This is a genomic window from Streptomyces flavofungini (assembly GCF_014650815.1).
Classification (GTDB): domain Bacteria; phylum Actinomycetota; class Actinomycetes; order Streptomycetales; family Streptomycetaceae; genus Streptomyces; species Streptomyces flavofungini.
In genome coordinates, this window is the sequence record NZ_BMVR01000003.1 from 402,020 (window position 1) to 418,412 (window position 16,393).

The following is a 16,393-nucleotide window of genomic DNA, read 5'->3' on the forward strand; positions in this document are numbered from 1 at the left end:
CGTTCCGCGCGCTCGGGGTGGTGCTCCCCGGACGCCGAGGGGGGAGGCACCCGATGGGGGACACATACCTGGTCAGGAAGCTGGAGAAGCTGGAGGCGGGCCTGGCGCGGCTTGCGCTGCCCGCCGACTCGCCCGTGCTCGTCGACCGGATCGGCCAACTGCGGGTCGTCCTCGAACGGCTGCGGCACACCACCGCCGGTGAGGTCAGGATCGTGGCCCTCGGGGCCAACTCCTCGCTGAAGTCCACCACGTTGCGACTGCTCCTCGGGCGCGACGACATCCTCTCCGTGGGTCCGGGCGCGGTCAGCGCGGTCTCCACGGAGCTGCGTCTCGTCCAGGACGAGGGCCCCACGGGGCCGCCCGAGTACAAGGTCGTCACTCTCACCGAGGAAGGCGCGCGCCGCCGCGCCCGGCGCCTGCTCGACGTCGAGGAGGACGACCGGCGGACCCTGGAGGAGCTGAGCCGCACACCGCACCCGAACGTCGGCCTCGTCCAGGAGATGCTGGCGGCCGTCGAACAGCTCGGTTACGGCGAGACGCTGACCCTGGAGCAGCTGTCCGCCCGCGAGGGCTCCCTCACCTTCAGCAGCGGCCGGGGCAGCCCGCTCATCGCCCGGGTGACCGCGCGCGTGCGCGTCCCGGCCGAGGCGTGGCCGCTGGCGTGGGCGGCGGGGCGGTCCGTGGTGATCGTCGACACCCCCGGCACCCGCAAGGGCGGCGCGCTGGAGGACGTCGTCATCGCCGAGACGCAGAGCCGCGCGCACATCGCGCTGCTCACCGTGGCCTGCGGGGGCGGCACCCAGTTCACGACGCCGCGCGCCGCACCCGACCCGCACTGCGTGTTCGTCGCCACCCGCCTCGACGCCGTCGACAACCCGGGCAACGCCAACTCCCTGCGCGTCCTGGAGACGAACATCGCCTCCATGGTGCGCGACATCGGGGCGCACGGACGGCCGGGCCGCGAGACCCGCGTCGCCGCTGTCTGCGGGCCCTGGGCCGCCGCCGACGAGGCGGCCTGGATCGCCTTCGACCCGGACAACCCGCACATCTGGAAGGGCACCCAACCGGCGCGCGAGCAGTGGCGGGCCGCCGCCTGGGACCCGTCCGGGGCCACCGGCGGTCAGCTGCGGACCGCCGTCGAGGGCGCCCTCGCGGACGGCGGCGTCGGCCGCCTGCGCGAACTCATCGCCGAACTGGCCGACAAGGACGCCGCGCACGTCGACTCGCTGGAGTTCGAGCAGCTCATCGAGGACGGCATCCGGCTGCTCAAGGAGGCGGGCGGACACGTCCCCGCCGCCGGGAAGATCAAACGCCAGGAGGCGGCGGCCCGCGACGACGCGCGGCCCATCGCCGACCTCCGGCGCATCGCCAGGGAACAGGCCGACACCGCCGTGTACGCGGCGGACGCCTGGTCGAAGGTGCGGCTCCCCGTGGAACAGAGCCGCTCCGGGGGCCGGGTGGAGGCCGAAGCCCTGCAGCCGCTGCGCGACCTCGACGTCGCCGGCCTCGCTGCGGGCGCCATCGACGGAACGCGGGCCGAGCTGACCGACGCCCTCGCGAGCTGGTGGGCCTCGCACACCCGCGCGGACTTCGCCACCGAGGCGCCGCAGGCCCGGCTCATCGCGCCGCACGGACCGGACGTGGACGAGGCGGAACGGCGGCTGCGCGCGGACGCCGACGCCAAGGCGGCCGCGCAGGTCGACAGCATGGCGAGGCGTCTGCTGCAGCACCTGGCCGGGCGCCACACCACCGACGACGCCGGGTCCCGCCCGGCCGCGCGCCTCTACTTCCGGCAGGTCGCCCGGGTCCGCGAGGAGCTGGCCCGGCTCCTGGAGCGGATGCTGATCGACACCTTCGAACCCGCCGTCGTCCTGACCCAGAAGGCCCTCGGTGAACTCCTCGTCCAGCAGCGGCTCGCGCTCGTGAGTTCCACCGGACCGGTCGCCGTGCTCAACCAGATCGGCGCCGAGCTGCAGCAACTGTCGACGGCGAGGGCGGGCAGTGCCTGATGACCGGCCGCCGCTGAAACTCTACGGCCACCCGGGCGGCGCCGGCCTCGCACTGCGGCGCGGCACCGTTCCAGGGCGCATAGAGCGCGTCGACGTGCTCGACGGCGCGGCGGTCGTCAGCACGACGGCGTTCACGCCGCCCGTCGACGGCGCGGCGGCCGACGCCGACCTCGCCCTCACCCCGTGGCGGCGCAGGCCCGGCGCGCCCACGGTCGTCGTCCACTACCGCCGCCACCAACCGGAGTCCCGCGTCCCCGCGCCGTCGGCACGCAGCAGCTTCCGGCTCGACCCGGAGCAGATCGGAGACCGTCCCATGACCCAGGCCACGCCCGACGGCAGCCCCGCGCAGACACAGGGTCCCGACCTCATCGGCGCCTTCCTCGACTTCGGCACCAGCCGTGCCGTGTGCGGCGTGTTCGACCGCCGCCGGGTGAGCGGCAGCGACGCCGCGCTGCCCGCCGCCGGGGTGGAACGGGCCAGGAGCCTGCTGCCGGTCCAGCTCTTCGCCACCGACGACTCGCCGGACCCGGCGCAGGAGATCGAGGAACGCACCATCGGCATCCCCCGGGCCCGGGGCGAGGCATGGCGCGAGATCTTCGGCTGCGCGCCCCTGGACGTGCACCACGTCAGCCACACCAGGCCGCGGTCCAGCGATCTGGTCGTGACCGGCGACAGCGTCGACTTCGCGTCCGACGCCACCGGCGAGCGCGTCCGCGGCGCCAAGCGCCATCTGGCCGACCTGGAGCACGAGGTGCCGGGCACCGAGCTCAGCGGCCGGGATCTGTTCCGGCGGGTGTACGCGCGGTTTGCCGAGCTGGTCGCCGACGAGCTGGAACTGCCGCGCGCCATCGGCTCGTTGAGCGTGACCTTCCCCACCAAGCTGCCGCCGGACAAGCGCGACGAGCTCCTCGACGTGCTGCGCACCCTCGCGACCAAGGTGGAGATGAACATCGACGAGGCCGTGGCCGCCGCCGGGTTCGCGATGATGAAGCGGCTCGGCGCGGACTTCCTGCTCGGCGTGGAGGCGTTCACGCTGCACGCCCGCTGCCCCGAGGGCGGCCGTGCCTGGGAACAGCCCGACGAGTGGGCGAAGGCCCGCGCCTGGCACGAGAACCTGCTGGTCATCGATGTCGGCGGGGGGACCACCGACTGCGCCCTGATCAAGGTCACCGTCGTCGACGCGACCCCGGCGGCCGCCGGGGACAGCCCCGGCCGGTTCTACAAACTCCAGCCGCAGGTGCTCGCCTCGGGCGGACGGCTCAACCTCGGCGGGGACCGCCTCACCGCCCAGCTCTTCACGCTGCTGCGCGGCAAGTTCGGGATCAGGCCCGGCGACACCCGGTTCCAGGGCGTGGAGAAGGCCGCGCCCCGCAGGGAGCTGTTCCACGCCCTGTGGGAGGCGGCCGAGGCGGTGAAGCGGCAGGGGCTCGGGATGGTGACCCCGGCGACGGTCCGGGTCTGTGCCACCGCCCCGGGCAGCGCCGCGCCGGACTCCGGCGCCGTCCCCTTCGCCCAGCCGGTGTCCCCGGACGGCGCGGCGCCCGCCGAGCCCTCGGCGGCGGAGGTGACCGTCACCGCCGACGAACTCGCCGAGCAGCTCCGCGACCTCGTCGCGGAGATCACCTGGCTGGCCGGCGGCATCGCTCGCGGTGGCCTCGACGTGTCGGGCGGCGGTCACGAGAGCGTCGACCGGGTGCTGTTCTCCGGCGGCTCCATGGAGGCGGCGGCGCTGCGCCGCGGCATCGAGGACGGGCTGCGCCGCCGCTTCGAGAGCGACCAGCTCGCGCCCACCTTCGAGGTCGAGTTCGACGCGCGGTTCGCCAAGACCGGGACCGCGGTGGGCGGCGTGTACCTGGACGCGGTCGCCGACCTCAGCCCTGACGCCGACGACCCCGAGGTCATCCCGGAACTGCTGCGCGGCATCTCCTACTTGGACGTCGACGCCAGCCGTCTGTACGTGAACCTGGCGGCCGACTTCCATGTGCGCCAGGGTTCCCAGCGGGCGTACGAGGACCCGGTGTTCAGCCGGGGCCAGCGCTTCGAACTCGAACCCGGCGGCCGCGCCTACGCCGAGGGCCGCTTCACCTACCCGGTGCGCGCCGTCCTCGCCGTGCACCGTTACGACGTCGCCCAGGAAGGCGACGAAGCCCTCGGGGCCGAATCGCTGTGGGCGACCTACACGATGCTGCAGAGCGAGGCGGACCAACTCGCCGCCGCGGGCGTCAACGTCCGCTTCGAGATCGACCAGGAGGAACGCATCACGCTCCTGCTGTGCAAGGGCACACCGGGCTGGCGGCTCGAAGACGCCCCGGTCGACACCACCGACGTACCGCACGGCCTGGTCGCCCCGCCGGAGCACGAGGGCGCCCCCGCCACCCTGCGCTACTCGCTCTACCAGGAGGTGTACCAGGTCGGCGTCGGCCTGCGGGAACGCGAGCCGCTGGCCTTCGCGGGCGATCAGGTCCCGGCGGGCGGGCTGTTGTTGCATGTGGCCGCGCGGCGGATCACGCTGTACTGGGGGCTGCCCAGCGCTGGGATGGGGCAGGGGGCCGGTGCGGGGGCAGAGCCTGGGGCCGGGGCGCCGACGGGCGACAGGATGGAGCGGGACGCGGGACCGGACCCGGCGCGCCGGGAGTTCGGGACGCTGGCCGATGTGCCCGAGGGGTACGTCTGGGTGTCCCTCGACGCCACCGGCGCGCTCCGCTTCCACCAGCAACGGCCCCTCCGCCGCACCGTGACCGCGCCCCTCGACCTGCTCGAAGCCGCACCCGGCGAGGTCTTCGAGGAGGTCATGAAGTCGGGCCTGTTCTACGACGAGAGCAAGGACCCCTTCAATGGCACCCTCTGACGCCGTGAAACCCGCCGAAGGCGCCCGGCCCGACGCGGCCCGCGCACCGGGAAGCGGTCTCGCCAGCGGTGCGGACAGCGGTGCGGACAGTGGCGTGGGCAGTGGCGTGGGCAGTGGCGTGGGCAGTGACTCCGAAAGCCGCGCCGCCCGCCTTGTCCGCGCCCTCTGCGACGACCTCGGCACCGTCCTGCGCACCCCCGTCGACCCCGCCGACCTGCACCCCCGCCACGACGGGGCGGCGGCGCCGCTGCTCGGCCTGGTGGGCGTGGCCGCCGCGGGACCGCGCCAGGTCGCCTGCCGACTGCTCGCCGAATGGGTGCGGGCCGGGACGGCGGAGCGCGGCGAACAGCCCGAGCTGTGGGGGCCCTCGGCGGTCGACATCGTCACCCTCCGCCTGGCCGGGGAGCGGCTCCTGCCCGGCCTGACCCTCACCCCGCTGCCGTCCGGGCTGCCGCCGCGCGAAGCCGTGGAGCGCCTGCTGCCGACCGTCGCCGAACTCCTCGGCGCCATGCGCGGGGTGGCCCTCGTCGACCACACCAAGGTCACCACCGTGCCCGGCTGGTCGGCCCGGCTGCGGCTGCTCGCCGAGGGCGACGCCCTGGGCCCCGCCGCCGCGGCCACCGCCGACCCGGGCGCCTGGGTGATCGCCGCCCACCACCTGGCCGCGTCGGCGTTCGTGCCCGAGGCCGCCGAGGGCAGCGTCTGGGCCCAGCTGATGGCGGCGGTGCGGGCGCACGCCGTGCGCGCCCTCGCCGAGCTGGGGGAGGCCCGGGAGGGGGAGGGCGAGCTGGACCGGCGGGGCTCCGCCGACTTCACCGCGCTCGTCGACATGGAGCGCAGCGTGACGCTCGACGGCTATCCGGCCCGCTCCGGCAACGTCCTCCAAGTCGTACGCCTGCCGCGGGAACGGGCCGGACGGATGGAGAAGGCCCTGGTGCTGCTCGCCCCGAGGAGCGGCGCATGAACGTGCTGCCGCTGTACGTACTCGCCGACCGGTCCGGGTCCATGGCCGAGACCACCGGGTCCGCCACCGCGATCGAGGTGGTGAACACGGTGCTGCGCGAACTCCTGGCGCGGCTCGCCAAGGACCCGACGATCCGGCGGGCGGTCCGCCTCTCGGTGATCTCCTTCGCCGAGGACGCCCGCGTCGACCTGCCGCTGACCAGCCTCTCGTCGACGACGGCGGTGCCGGATCTGGAGGCCTCCGGGCCGACGTCGTTCGCGGTGGTCTTCGAGGCCACGGCCCGCACCGTCGCGCACGACCTGGCCGCGCTCGGCGCCGCCGCGCGGTCACCGCTGGTGTTCATGCTCACCGACGGCCGCCCCACCGCCCACCGCGACCGCGCGGCGGGCTGGTACGCGGAGCATCAGGCGCTGCTGGCCAGCGCGGGCCCGGGGCGCCGCGTCCTGCTCGTGCCCTACGGCTACGGCCGCGTCGACCCCCGTACCCTCGCGTCGATCGCCGCCGACCCGAGCGCCGCGTACCTCGCGGGCCGCAGCGACTCGCCCGCGCAGGCGATCGAGCGCTTCGCCGAACTGGTCTTCGGCTCGGTGGCGCGCAGCGTGGCGATGGACTCCGAACAGGTCGTACCGCCACCGGGAACCGTGCGGCCCTACGTGGAGGACTACTGACCGTGTCCGACTTTCCGGCTGTGGACGCCATGGACCAACCCTGGTACGAACCCCCGCTGTTCACCGGCGACGCGGAGGCGGCGCTGCCGCTGCTCGCGTACGACGGCGGGCAGGCGGGCGCGGTCACGGTGCGGGCGGGCGCGGCGGCCGCGGAGACCTGCCGTCCCCGGGACAACTGCAACGACGCCTTCGCCCTGTGGTCCGACGCGGCGACCGGCATCTGCTTCCTGGCCGTCGCGGACGGGGTGGGCCGCTCGGAGGACGCGGGCCGCGCCGCCCGCGCCGCGGCCCGCGTCGCGGTGAAGGCGTTCCGCGCGCAGTGGCTCCCGGCCCCCGACCTCTCCGGCGACCACCTCAGGGACCGGGTGCGCGAGACGGTCGCCGACGTGGCGGTCACCCTCGACTCGCTGTCCCGGCAGCGGCCGGGCGGCGGCCACGAGCACGGTGACTACCGCACGACGCTCGTGGTGGCGGCGCTGCCGACCCGGGTGCCGCCGGGCGGCGACGTCGCGGCGGTCGTCGCCCGCGTCGGGGACTCCACCGCGTGGCGGCTGCACTCGGGCTCCCTCATGCCCGTCTTCCCCGGGCAGGCCGAGGACCTCGCGCCCACCGCCGCCCTGCCCGGCAACTACGCGGCGCTGCAGATCCAGGTCCTCGACCTCGGCGACGGCGAGGTACTGGCCCTGACGACCGACGGGTTGGCGCGCGACGGCCGCGACGAGCAGATGCGGGCCTTCCTCGGGCGGCTCTGGGCGGCCCCGCCGACCCCGCTGGAGTTCCTCGGCTCGCTGGCCGTGCGGCGCAACGACCGCAGCGACGACCGGGCCGCCGCGGTCGCCTGGCTCGGCCACCACGAGGCGGCGCCCGAGGGCACGTTCGGCTCCGGCGCGGGGTGAGGGCCGTTGGACGTGACACCCGGCTGGTGGCTCGTGCTCGCTGTCGCCGCCGCCCAGCTCCTCGCCGAGGTGCCGCGCCGCGCGATGGACGGCGCGGCGGCCGACGCGCTGCGGTTCACCGCCGCGGCGGCGGAGTTGCGGCGGCGCGCGGACACGAGCCGCAGCACCACGCGGGGCGCCGAGCTCGCCGGACACGCGCACCGGCTGCGCGGGCTGCGGGGCCGGGCGCGACGGCGCCGTGCCGCCGGGTGGCTCCTGCTCACCGCGGTCTGGGCGGGCAGCCAGGTCGCGTGCTGGCGGTGGCAGGTCAACGCGCGGTGGGAGGAGCCCGGGCACCTGGCGGACGGCGCCGTCGTCGCCCTCGCACTCGCGGGCCCGGCCGTCGTGCTGCTCGCACTGTGGGTCACGGCCCTGATCGCCGGTCAACCCGCGCCCTTCGACCGGTCGGTCGCCCACCTGGTGTACGTGACGGCGGGCGCGCTGCTCCTGGCGGGTCCGGCGGGGGCGGACGACGCGCCCGCGGGCACGACGGCGAGCGCGGTCGTCATCGCCGCGTCGCCGCTGCTGCGACGCGTGCTGGCGACCCTGCCGCGGCGCGCGGGCCCGGCCCCCCTCACCGCGGCGGCGACTGCCCTGGTGGACGCGGTCGATCCGCCCCCGCCGCACGCTCCGTACGGGCCCCCGCCCGGCACCCCGCACGACCCGCGGGCGGCGCCCATGCCGTACGGGGTCCCGGCCGCGGCACCGCCCGGCGCCCGGTCCGGGAACCCGCGCGGCACGCGGTCCGACACCCTGCCCGACATCCCGCTCGGGTCCATGCCCCCGGCGTCGCCGGGATCCCGCCCCGGGCCCTGGCACGGAGCCCCGTCCGGTGCTCCGCCCACGCGGTCGCGACCGTCGCCGGAGAACACCCGGTCACGCTCGGCCAAGTCCTTCAGGCGTCCCCCGCCCGCCCACGGCTACCCGATGATCGACCTCGTGCACCGGGACGACCTGACGAGCGGCGACCCGCAGCCGGGAGCGCCGCCGCACATCCGCCGGGTTCGCACCACCGCCTCCGCCGAGCAGTTCGTGGTGAAGGTGTTCGACCCCGAGAGCGCGGCGGCGCCGTCGGCCGGTGGTGAGCGGCAGCGCAATCCCGTCCGGGCCCTCGCCCCGTACCGCGAACTCCTGTCCAGAGTCGGCACGTTGCCCACGCCCCGGCGCCGCACCGCCGACCGCGTCCTGCTGTGGCCGCGGGCGGTCGTCGGCGTCGGCGAGCGGGCCGAGGGCGTCCTGTACCCGGCCATCGCGGCGCCGTTCCTGCTGCGCGAGGGCGGCGCGCAGACCGGCGACCACCTCCTTGCCGAGGAGCCGGAATTCGCCGGCTGCCAGGTGCCCACGTCCAGGCAGCGCGCCCAACTGCTCCTGGACGTGGTGTCGGCCCACGCCCTGCTGCACGACATGGGGCTCGCGCACGGCGACACCAACTGGAAGAACTTCGTGTACGGCGTCGAGGCGGGCCGGGGGCGCGGGCGGCTCATCGACATCGACAGCGTGACGCCCCTGGACGACCCGCGGCCCCTCCTGATGCACCAGCCGGACTGGGGCGACGACCCGCGCATGCCGCCCCTGGTCCGCGATGTCCACCGGGTGGCACTGCTGGTCGCGCGCCTCGCCGGTCCCGTACCGGACTGGGACGCGCAACGGCCGCCCGAACAGGGCGAGTTCTGGTTCACGCCGTGGCTGCGGCAGCTCACCTGGAACGCGCTGGCCAGGCCGGAGGAGGCCACGGCGGCGGAGTTCGGCGACGCCTTGACGGCGGCGCTGCGCGTCCGAGGCTGAAGCCTTCCTCCGCTCCGTGTCCGAGGCCTTCCCCCGCCCGGCGTCCGGGAGCGAAGCCGCCCCCGTTTCCCGGCGCCCGACGGCGCGGGCCGCCCCGGCGCCTACCGCTCCGGCACCCGCACCCCCACCCGCTCCCACGCGTCGAGCACGGCCCGGTGCTCGACGCCCCCCTCGCCGTACCTGCTCACCGCCGCCGTCACCGTGAAGCGCGCCCAGTCCTCGAAGAGCAGGTCACGGCCGATCGTGTGCACCGTCAGCGCGTCCCACCAGATCATCCCGGCGCGCTCCCACGCGTGCCCGCCGAGGCGCTCGGCGACGAGGTAGAACGCGTGGCTGGGTATGCCGCTGTTGATGTGGATGCCGCCGTTGTCGCGGCCCGTGCGGACATAGCCGTCCATGGCCGCCGCCTGCGGGTCCTTGCCGAGGACGGCGTCGTCGTACGCGGTGCCGGGCGCCTTGAGGGAGCGCAGGGCGACGCCGTGGACGCCCGGCGCGAGCAGGCCCTTGCCGACCACCCAGTCCGCTTCCTCGACGCTCAGGCCGTGGGTGTACTGCTTGACGAGCTGGCCGAAGACATCGCAGAGCGAGACGGCGAGCGCGCCGCTCTGCCCCGCGGGGGAGAAGAACGACATCATCTCGCGCACTCCCATCCAGACGCCGCCGGCGACGATGTCCAGGCACTGGCTGAACCGTCCGAAGACCGCGCCGTCCCCGTCGCCGAGGACCAGCAGTTCCCCGTTCCAGTACATGTTGCTGAAGTCGCCGCCGTAGTGCACGACCGCGGTCATGGGCCGCCTGACCAGCGGGTCGCGGCCCAGGACGGCACGCGCGAAGGCGGAGGTGGCGAGCAGCGCGTCGTACGCCTCGTCCACGGCCGTGTCGTCCGTCGGCGGCTGTCCGGTGCGCCGGGCCACGGCGAGCCCCGTGGTCTCCCGGCTGTTCCCGGCGTTGTACACGACATGGTCGGCGTCCTCGGCGGGGGCGGGCTCCGAGGCCGGCGGCGGGGCCGCGGGCTCGGTGACGAGGCGCGCCACGTCCTCCGGGGCGAGGCGGGCCTGCAGCGCCAGCGGGACGACGCCCTGCAGCAGCCAGGTGAGGGTGCTGGTCTCCTCGGCGGGCATCGGGTACGAGCCGTCGAGCAGGCCGGTGGCCTCGCGGACCAGGTCCGGCGGGATCCGCGCGATCGCCGCGACCTCTTCGAGCGCCCGCGCCAACTGGCGTACGGCCCCGTTGAGGAGACGGTCGCGGACCGCGTCGCTCAGGCCGTCCGCCGCGAGCACGGGGGTGGTCTCCAGCGCCTCGTACCCCTGGTGGATGGCGACGAAGGCCGCGCTGCCGCGCCTGCGGGCGATGACCGTGGCCTGCTCGTCCCACGCGGTCCGCGACAGCGTGGGGGCCGTCCAGTGGCCGGTCTGCCGGAAGTAGGCGACGGCCGCGCTGTTCCTGGCCAGCTCGGCGTAGATGAGCCGGGCGGCGGTGCGGGTGTTGCTGCGGTGGCTCAGCATCGCGCCGCCCCCGCCGAGCAGGCCACCGCCCACGGTCGCGATGACGGTGCTGATCAGACCGCTGTCCATAGCCCGGTCTCCCCCCGATGTGCCTGGCCCCTGAGCGCATCATCGGGGCGCCGGGGGAGGGGGGCCAGGACATCGGGGTTCCCGGTGGCGATGAGTTTCGACCGGAGCGAGGGTCAGTACAGGAGAGCGAGCGTCCCCGCGCACGACAGGAGAGCACGATGCCCAAGATCACGCCCAACCTCTGGTTCGACACCCAGGCACTGGAGGCCGCCGAGTTCTACGTCTCCGTGTTCCCGAACTCAAAGGTCACGAACGTGTCGTACTACGGCGAGGCGGGACCGCGCCCGGCCGGCACGGTCCTGACGGTCGAGTTCTCGCTGGACGGTCAGGACTACACCGGCATCAACGGCGGACCCGAGTTCACCTTCGACGAGGCCGTCTCCTTCCTGATCGACTGCGCCGACCAGGAAGAGGTCGACCACTACTGGACCGAGCTGACCGCCGACGGCGGCCAGGAGAGCCAGTGCGGCTGGCTGAAGGACAAGTACGGCCTGTCCTGGCAGGTCGTCCCCGCCGAACTCGGTGCCCTGATGACCGACCCCGACCCGGAGCGCGCGCAGCGGGCCATGGCGGCGATGCTGACGATGCGGAAGCTGGACGTGGCGGCGCTGCGGGCGGCGGCCGACGGGGCCTAGGCCGTACCGGTCAGGGCCTGGCCGCACCGGCCCCATCGGGCAGGCCCTGGTCGGCTCTGGTCCCCAGGAGCAGATCGAGCCCGTGCTCGAAGCGGCCGTCGAAGGACGTGTCGCGGAAGTGCGGTGCGAGGCGGCGGAGTGACGGGTAGTCGCCCGCCGCCAGCGCGTCGGTGAAACGGCGGTCGCCCGCCTCCGGCACCGACTGCTCCTCCTGCGTCAGACCGATGACGAAGTACAGCAGGCTCCAGGCGGTCCACGCCGCCTCCTGCCCACCCGCCGGGCGCGCTGCGTCCGCCGTGCCGGGCCTCTCGGTGGCGTACGCGGCCGACGAAGGCAGTCACCCGCTCACCGGGCGCCGCGCCCCGAACCTGCAACTCGCGGGCGGGGGCGCCTGTTCGACCTGCTGCGTCCGGGCCGTCACGTCCTGCTCGACCTCACCGGCGCCGGGCACGCCGACGGCCCCTCGCCGGACGTCGTCGTCCACGAGGGGCCACTGGCCGAGGTCCACCCCGACTGGGTGGGGGTGGGCTCGGCGCTGATCCGTCCGGACGGGCATGTGGCGCGGGTCCGGGAGGCGGCTTGCTGAATCAGCCGGTGTGAGCTGTGACGGCTCGTCAGCCGAACGCCACCGAGCTGGTCTTGTTGTCGAAGCCGACGGCGGCCAGGTCCGCCACATCGCCGTTGATCACCTTTGACTCGCCCTTGCAGTCGGCCTTCGACCAGAGCTTCAGCGAGCCGCTGGCCGAGACGGAGGACGCCACCCTCGGGCGCGCCACGTTCTGGCAGCCCTCGCCCGCCACGCCCTGCGCGACGCCGTCGCCGGGGAAGCCGGCGTCGTCGAAGAGGATCGCGCTGGTGGCCGGGGCGTTGGCCTGGTCCCCGCCCGCGTCGCCGGATCCGGTGCCCTCGTCGGCGCCGGAGTCGCCGCCCGTGGGCCGCCCCGACTTCTGGCCGTCCGGCGTCACGCCGAACCAAGTGCCGCCCACGCCCTGGCCGTTGGTGTCGCCGGGCTTGGTGTCCTTGCTGAAGCGGTACACCGGCCAGCCGCCGATCGTCACCTGGCGGGTGCCGTCGTCCCGCTTGATGACGCCGACGTCCGACGGCTTCACCCCGTCGACGAAGATCTTGCCGCCCGGGTCGACGAGGACCGGGGGCCAGGTGGTGGCGCAGGCGCCCGCGCAGTTCGACGCGGAGGGCCGAGCGGTGTCCTTGTCGAAGCGGTAGAGGGTGAATCCGGCGCCGTTCACGACGACCGGGTTCAGGTCGCCCGCGCGGCTCGCCGACAGCTGGACCCACTTGCGCTGCACGGGCTTGGTGGCGGGCTTGCCGGGAGGGTTGGCCCAGTCGCCGGTGCGCCGCTGGGCGTTGTTCTGCTCGGCGGTGCCCGAGCGCAGCGAGAGGTTCATCGCGCCGCCGCCGGACCGGCCGCCGGATTCGCCGCCCGCCTGGCCGTCGGCCGCGGGTGCGTCGGCCGCCGGTGCGTCGCCCGCCGCCTTGGCGCCGTCGTCGCCACCGCCGCCGCACGCGGTCAGGAGCAGCACGCCCGCGGCTGCGAAGGAGGTGAAGAGCAGGGCGGGCCGGGTGTTCTTGCGGATCATGAGTGGTCTCCCAGGGATGTCGTCGCTCGGTCGCTCGGGCTGTGGTGAGCCTTCGAGGCGTGAGTACGGGCGCCGTGCTCAGGCCTGTTCAGCCTTCTTGGGGCTGTGACCAAACCGAGACAATGTCCAAACTAGGAGTGCATCCGAAAGTAGTGCCTGCTGGGCTAGGCGCCCGATCCCTCAGGAGTCGCATCCGGCCTCTCGCGATACACGCAGGCCACCACCGTCACGGCCGCCGTCCCCGCGAGCAGCGGCCAGCCGATTCCGTGGTGGAGAACCAGCCAGGCACCCGGCAGCGCGCCCGCGATCATCGCGAGGGTCGCGCCGACCCGCCGGATGGCGAGCCGGTCCGCGCCGCCCGCGAGCCGGGACTCGACGGCGAGCCCGGTGAGCGTGCGCGTCAGGACGGTCGTGGTCAGGTCCGGCACGTTCAGCTTCAGCACGGTGCCGTTGCGCAGCCCCATCGCCAGGGCGAGCAGCCCGATCAGGACGTACGTGGCGTCGGCGGCGCCCGCGAACGCGAGCACTGTCGCCACCCCTTGCAGCGATGCCTCGCCGAACAGCGCCGCCCGCACCCACACCGCCCGGCGCCGCCCCCGGAACGCCCGCGCGAGCCGCCCCGCCGCGGCCGCGCCCACGAGGAACGCGCCGAGCGACACCAGTGACCCCGTGACGGAGAACCCGGGCGCCCCGGCCGCGGCGAAGCCGATGACGACGACGTTGCCCGTCATGTTCGCCGCGAAGACCCGGCCGAGCCCGAGAAACGTGACGGCGTCCACGAACCCGCTGACGGCGGTGAGCGCGAAGAGGACCAGGGCGAGCGGGTGCCGGTTGCCGATCCGCGGCCCGGGCGTCTCGGTGCCCGCGGCCACCCCGGGCTGATCATTCGTCATGCGGCCAGCCTCTCAAGGGAGGCGGGTGCGCGGCGGGTGCGGCACCGCCGCCGAGTGGTCGACGCCGGCCGGACCCTTCCCCCTTACTGAAACACGTTCTACTCTGTGCGCCGTCAAGCCGCAGCGCCGCGCCGGCGGCGGGCGCAGGGACGACAGGAGGGCCCGTGCACCTCGAATACACGCCCGAGCAGCAGCGGTTGCGCACCGAACTGCGTACGTACTTCGCCGAGTTGGTGCCCGGCCGCGCGTACACCCGCTATGCCGAGCCCGCCGCCCAGAAGCGGTTCTACCGGGAGACGATCCGCCGCCTGGGAGCCGACGGCTGGCTCGGCGTCGGCTGGCCGGAGGAGTTCGGCGGCCGCGGGCTCACGCCCATGGAGCAGTTCATCTTCTTCGACGAGGCGGCCCAGGCGGGCGTGCCGCTGCCGCTGATGGCCCTCAACACCGTGGGCCCGACGCTCATGCGCTACGGCACGGACGAGCAGAAGGCGTACTTCCTGCCGCGGATCCTCTCCGGCGAGATCGACTTCGCGATCGGCTACAGCGAGCCCGACGCGGGCACCGACCTGGCCGCGCTCAGGACCCGGGCCGTCCGGGAGGGCGACGAGGACACCGGCCACTACACGGTCAACGGCCAGAAGATCTGGACGACCAACGGCGACACCGCGGACTGGGTGTGGCTCGCCGTCCGCACCGACCCCGAGGCGCCGCCGCACCAGGGCATCACCATGCTGCTGGTGCCGACGTCCGACCCCGGCTACTCCTGCACCCTCATCAACACCCTCGCCTCGCACGACACCACGGCCAGCTACTACGAGAACATCCGCGTCCCCGTCTCCCGCCGCGTCGGCGCGGAGAACAAGGGCTGGCGCCTGATCACCAACCAGCTCAACCACGAACGCGTCACCCTCGCCGCCCACGGCACCATGGCCATCCGCGCCCTGCACGACGTCCAGCGCTGGGCCGCCGAGACCAAACTCGCCGACGGCCGCCGCGTCATCGACCTGCCCTGGGTACGCCGCCGCCTCGCCCAGACCCACACCAGGCTCGACGCGATGAAACTCCTCAACTGGCAGATGGTGAACGCCGTCCAGGACGGCACCCTCACCCCCCAGGACGCCTCCGCCGTCAAGGTCTACGGCTCCGAGGCCCGCCGCGAGGCCTACGCCTGGCTCATGGAAGTCGTCGGCTCCGCGGGCGCCCTGAAGGAGGCCTCGGCAGGCACCGTCCTCCACGGCGAACTGGAACGCGGCTACCGCTCGGCGGTCATCTTCACCTTCGGCGGCGGCAACAATGAGATCCAGCGCGAGATCATCTCGTGGATCGGCCTGGGGATGCCGAGGGTGCGCCGCTGAAGCGTCGGACGCCGACCCTCAGGGAAGCCTGTGCTCACCTGGGGTCGTCGTCGAAGGAGAACTGCCACATGCGCACCCTGACGTTCGTCGTCGGTACCGGCCGTAGTGGGTCGACCGCGTTGTCCGGCATCGTCAACGCGCATCCGGATGTGCTGAGCCTGAACGAGTTCCTCGCGTCCGTGCAGAGCCGGGCCTTTCCGGAGGGGCTGCTCGGCGGCGGGGAGTTCTGGCGGCTGCTCGCCGAACCCCATCCGCTGTTCGAGAACATGATCCGCAACGGCGTGCCGATGCCGGAGTTCGTGTACCCGCGGCGTCCGGGACGGTTCGCGACGGAGACCACCGGCATTCCGGCACTGTCGCTGATGGTCCTTCCGCATCTGACCGACGATCCGGACGGCCTCTTCGACGAACTCGCCGCGCAGGTGCCCGGCTGGCCGGAGCGTACGGCCGCCGAGCACCACGAAGCCCTGTTCGACCTGCTGGGTGCGCGCTTCGGGCGCACGGCGGCCGTCGAGCGGTCCGGGTATTCGCTGCAGCGGGTGCCGCTGCTGCACCGGGTGTTCCCACAGGCGCGCTTCGTGCACCTGTTCAGGGACGGGCCCGACTGCGCCCTGTCCATGAGCCGGCACACCGGCTACCGGCTGATCTACCTGCTGCGGGACATCCTGACCCGGACAGGCGCCGACCGGGTCGAGGACCTGACCGAGGAGCAGGTCGGCTCCCTGCCGCCCGAGTTGGCGCCCCTGCTGGGGGAGCGGTTCGACCCCGCGCTCGTCCTGGACAGCGATCTGCCGCTGACCGGGTTCGGGGCGCTGTGGTCGGAGCTGATCACGCAGGGCGTGGGGCTGTTGAGCGAGGTGCCCGCGTCGTCGCGGACCACGCTTGCCTACGAGGACCTGCTCGACGAGCCCCGCAAGGAGCTGACGCGGCTTGCCGACTTCATCGGTGTCGAGCCGCTGCCGGAGTGGCTCGACACCGGGGCCGCACGCCTCGACGACAGTCGCCGGGGCTCCGCCCTGCGGCTGCCCGCCGCCGAACTCGCCGCGCTGCGGAAGTGCTGCGCGCCCGGAGCGCGGGTTCTGGCGGACAGTCGACAGTAGCTGGAACGAACGTTCTACTCAGGGGGTGT

Annotated in this window: 14 protein-coding genes; 10 read left to right on the top strand and 4 right to left on the bottom strand. The window is 74.2% G+C overall.

The annotated features are described in order from the left end of the window. The first annotated feature begins 53 nt into the window (after positions 1 to 53). From IE274_RS09090 to IE274_RS09115, 6 genes are read left to right on the top strand one after another with little or no spacing between them, the layout of a single operon-like run. Positions 54 to 2,009, top strand: a complete 1,956-nt coding sequence (locus IE274_RS09090) for a GTPase family protein (RefSeq protein ID WP_190115098.1) — start codon at positions 54 to 56, stop codon at positions 2,007 to 2,009. Further along, the gene (locus IE274_RS09095) at positions 2,002 to 4,857 is read left to right on the top strand and encodes an acetate and sugar kinases/Hsc70/actin family protein (RefSeq protein ID WP_190115099.1); all 2,856 of its coding nucleotides are present in this window, start codon (positions 2,002 to 2,004) and stop codon (positions 4,855 to 4,857) included. Before IE274_RS09090 ends, IE274_RS09095 begins: the two co-directional genes overlap by 8 nt. Further along, complete coding sequence (locus IE274_RS09100; protein ID WP_190115100.1) at positions 4,844 to 5,821, top strand: hypothetical protein; 978 nt, start codon at positions 4,844 to 4,846, stop codon at positions 5,819 to 5,821. The genes IE274_RS09095 and IE274_RS09100 overlap by 14 nt, the downstream gene beginning before the upstream one ends. Beyond that, positions 5,818 to 6,489 (top strand): vWA domain-containing protein, encoded by a 672-nt coding sequence (locus tag IE274_RS09105; RefSeq protein WP_190115101.1) that lies wholly within the window; start codon positions 5,818 to 5,820, stop codon positions 6,487 to 6,489. Before IE274_RS09100 ends, IE274_RS09105 begins: the two co-directional genes overlap by 4 nt. Positions 6,490 to 6,491: 2 nt before the next feature. Continuing rightward, positions 6,492 to 7,385, top strand: a complete 894-nt coding sequence (locus tag IE274_RS09110) for a protein phosphatase 2C domain-containing protein (RefSeq protein ID WP_190115102.1) — start codon at positions 6,492 to 6,494, stop codon at positions 7,383 to 7,385. Positions 7,386 to 7,391: 6 nt separating this feature from the next. Continuing rightward, positions 7,392 to 9,209: a hypothetical protein gene (locus tag IE274_RS09115; protein ID WP_190115103.1), complete on the top strand. Its 1,818-nt coding sequence runs from the start codon at positions 7,392 to 7,394 to the stop codon at positions 9,207 to 9,209. Positions 9,210 to 9,310: 101 nt separating this feature from the next. On the opposite strand, the gene IE274_RS09120 is transcribed toward IE274_RS09115, so the two are convergent. Further along, positions 9,311 to 10,783, bottom strand: coding sequence for a M4 family metallopeptidase (locus IE274_RS09120; RefSeq protein ID WP_229909396.1), 1,473 nt, complete (start codon positions 10,781 to 10,783; stop codon positions 9,311 to 9,313). Positions 10,784 to 10,941: 158 nt separating this feature from the next. On the opposite strand from IE274_RS09120, the gene IE274_RS09125 reads away from it, so the two are divergent. Continuing rightward, complete coding sequence (locus tag IE274_RS09125) at positions 10,942 to 11,418, top strand: VOC family protein (RefSeq protein ID WP_190115104.1); 477 nt, start codon at positions 10,942 to 10,944, stop codon at positions 11,416 to 11,418. 10 nt (positions 11,419 to 11,428) lie between these two features. Here IE274_RS09125 and IE274_RS40020 read toward each other — a convergent pair whose 3' ends face one another. Then, entirely contained in the window at positions 11,429 to 11,755 is a 327-nt protein-coding gene (locus tag IE274_RS40020; RefSeq protein WP_268255566.1) for a TetR/AcrR family transcriptional regulator C-terminal domain-containing protein, read from the bottom strand. 66 nt (positions 11,756 to 11,821) lie between these two features. Between IE274_RS40020 and IE274_RS40345 the strand changes: the two genes are divergently transcribed. Next, positions 11,822 to 12,004, top strand: a complete 183-nt coding sequence (locus tag IE274_RS40345) for a hypothetical protein (RefSeq protein WP_373305727.1) — start codon at positions 11,822 to 11,824, stop codon at positions 12,002 to 12,004. 28 nt (positions 12,005 to 12,032) lie between these two features. On the opposite strand, the gene IE274_RS09140 is transcribed toward IE274_RS40345, so the two are convergent. Continuing rightward, a complete protein-coding gene (locus IE274_RS09140; RefSeq protein ID WP_190115106.1) occupies positions 12,033 to 13,016 on the bottom strand; it encodes a COG4315 family predicted lipoprotein in 984 nt (327 codons plus the stop codon). 164 nt (positions 13,017 to 13,180) lie between these two features. Beyond that, positions 13,181 to 13,909: a YoaK family protein gene (locus IE274_RS09145; protein WP_190115107.1), complete on the bottom strand. Its 729-nt coding sequence runs from the start codon at positions 13,907 to 13,909 to the stop codon at positions 13,181 to 13,183. Positions 13,910 to 14,073: 164 nt separating this feature from the next. Here IE274_RS09145 and IE274_RS09150 point away from each other — a divergent pair, with 164 nt between their 5' ends. Next, positions 14,074 to 15,264: an acyl-CoA dehydrogenase family protein gene (locus IE274_RS09150; RefSeq protein ID WP_190115108.1), complete on the top strand. Its 1,191-nt coding sequence runs from the start codon at positions 14,074 to 14,076 to the stop codon at positions 15,262 to 15,264. A 68-nt stretch (positions 15,265 to 15,332) separates the two neighbouring features. Beyond that, on the top strand, positions 15,333 to 16,364 hold the full coding sequence (locus IE274_RS09155) for a sulfotransferase (RefSeq protein ID WP_190115109.1): 1,032 nt from the start codon (positions 15,333 to 15,335) through the stop codon (positions 16,362 to 16,364). The last annotated feature ends 29 nt before the right edge of the window (positions 16,365 to 16,393 follow it).

Excerpts from the sequence above, each read along its gene's own strand:
- IE274_RS09090 (WP_190115098.1), top strand. The coding sequence starts at position 54 with ATGGGGGACACATACCTGGTCAGGAAGCTGGAGAAGCTGGAGGCGGGC.
- IE274_RS09100 (WP_190115100.1), top strand. The coding sequence starts at position 4,844 with ATGGCACCCTCTGACGCCGTGAAACCCGCCGAAGGCGCCCGGCCCGAC.
- IE274_RS09105 (WP_190115101.1), top strand. The coding sequence starts at position 5,818 with ATGAACGTGCTGCCGCTGTACGTACTCGCCGACCGGTCCGGGTCCATG.
- IE274_RS09120 (WP_229909396.1), bottom strand. The coding sequence starts at position 10,783 with ATGGACAGCGGTCTGATCAGCACCGTCATCGCGACCGTGGGCGGTGGC.
- IE274_RS09125 (WP_190115104.1), top strand. The coding sequence starts at position 10,942 with ATGCCCAAGATCACGCCCAACCTCTGGTTCGACACCCAGGCACTGGAG.
- IE274_RS09140 (WP_190115106.1), bottom strand. The coding sequence starts at position 13,016 with ATGATCCGCAAGAACACCCGGCCCGCCCTGCTCTTCACCTCCTTCGCA.
- IE274_RS09145 (WP_190115107.1), bottom strand. The coding sequence starts at position 13,909 with ATGACGAATGATCAGCCCGGGGTGGCCGCGGGCACCGAGACGCCCGGG.
- IE274_RS09155 (WP_190115109.1), top strand. The coding sequence starts at position 15,333 with ATGCGCACCCTGACGTTCGTCGTCGGTACCGGCCGTAGTGGGTCGACC.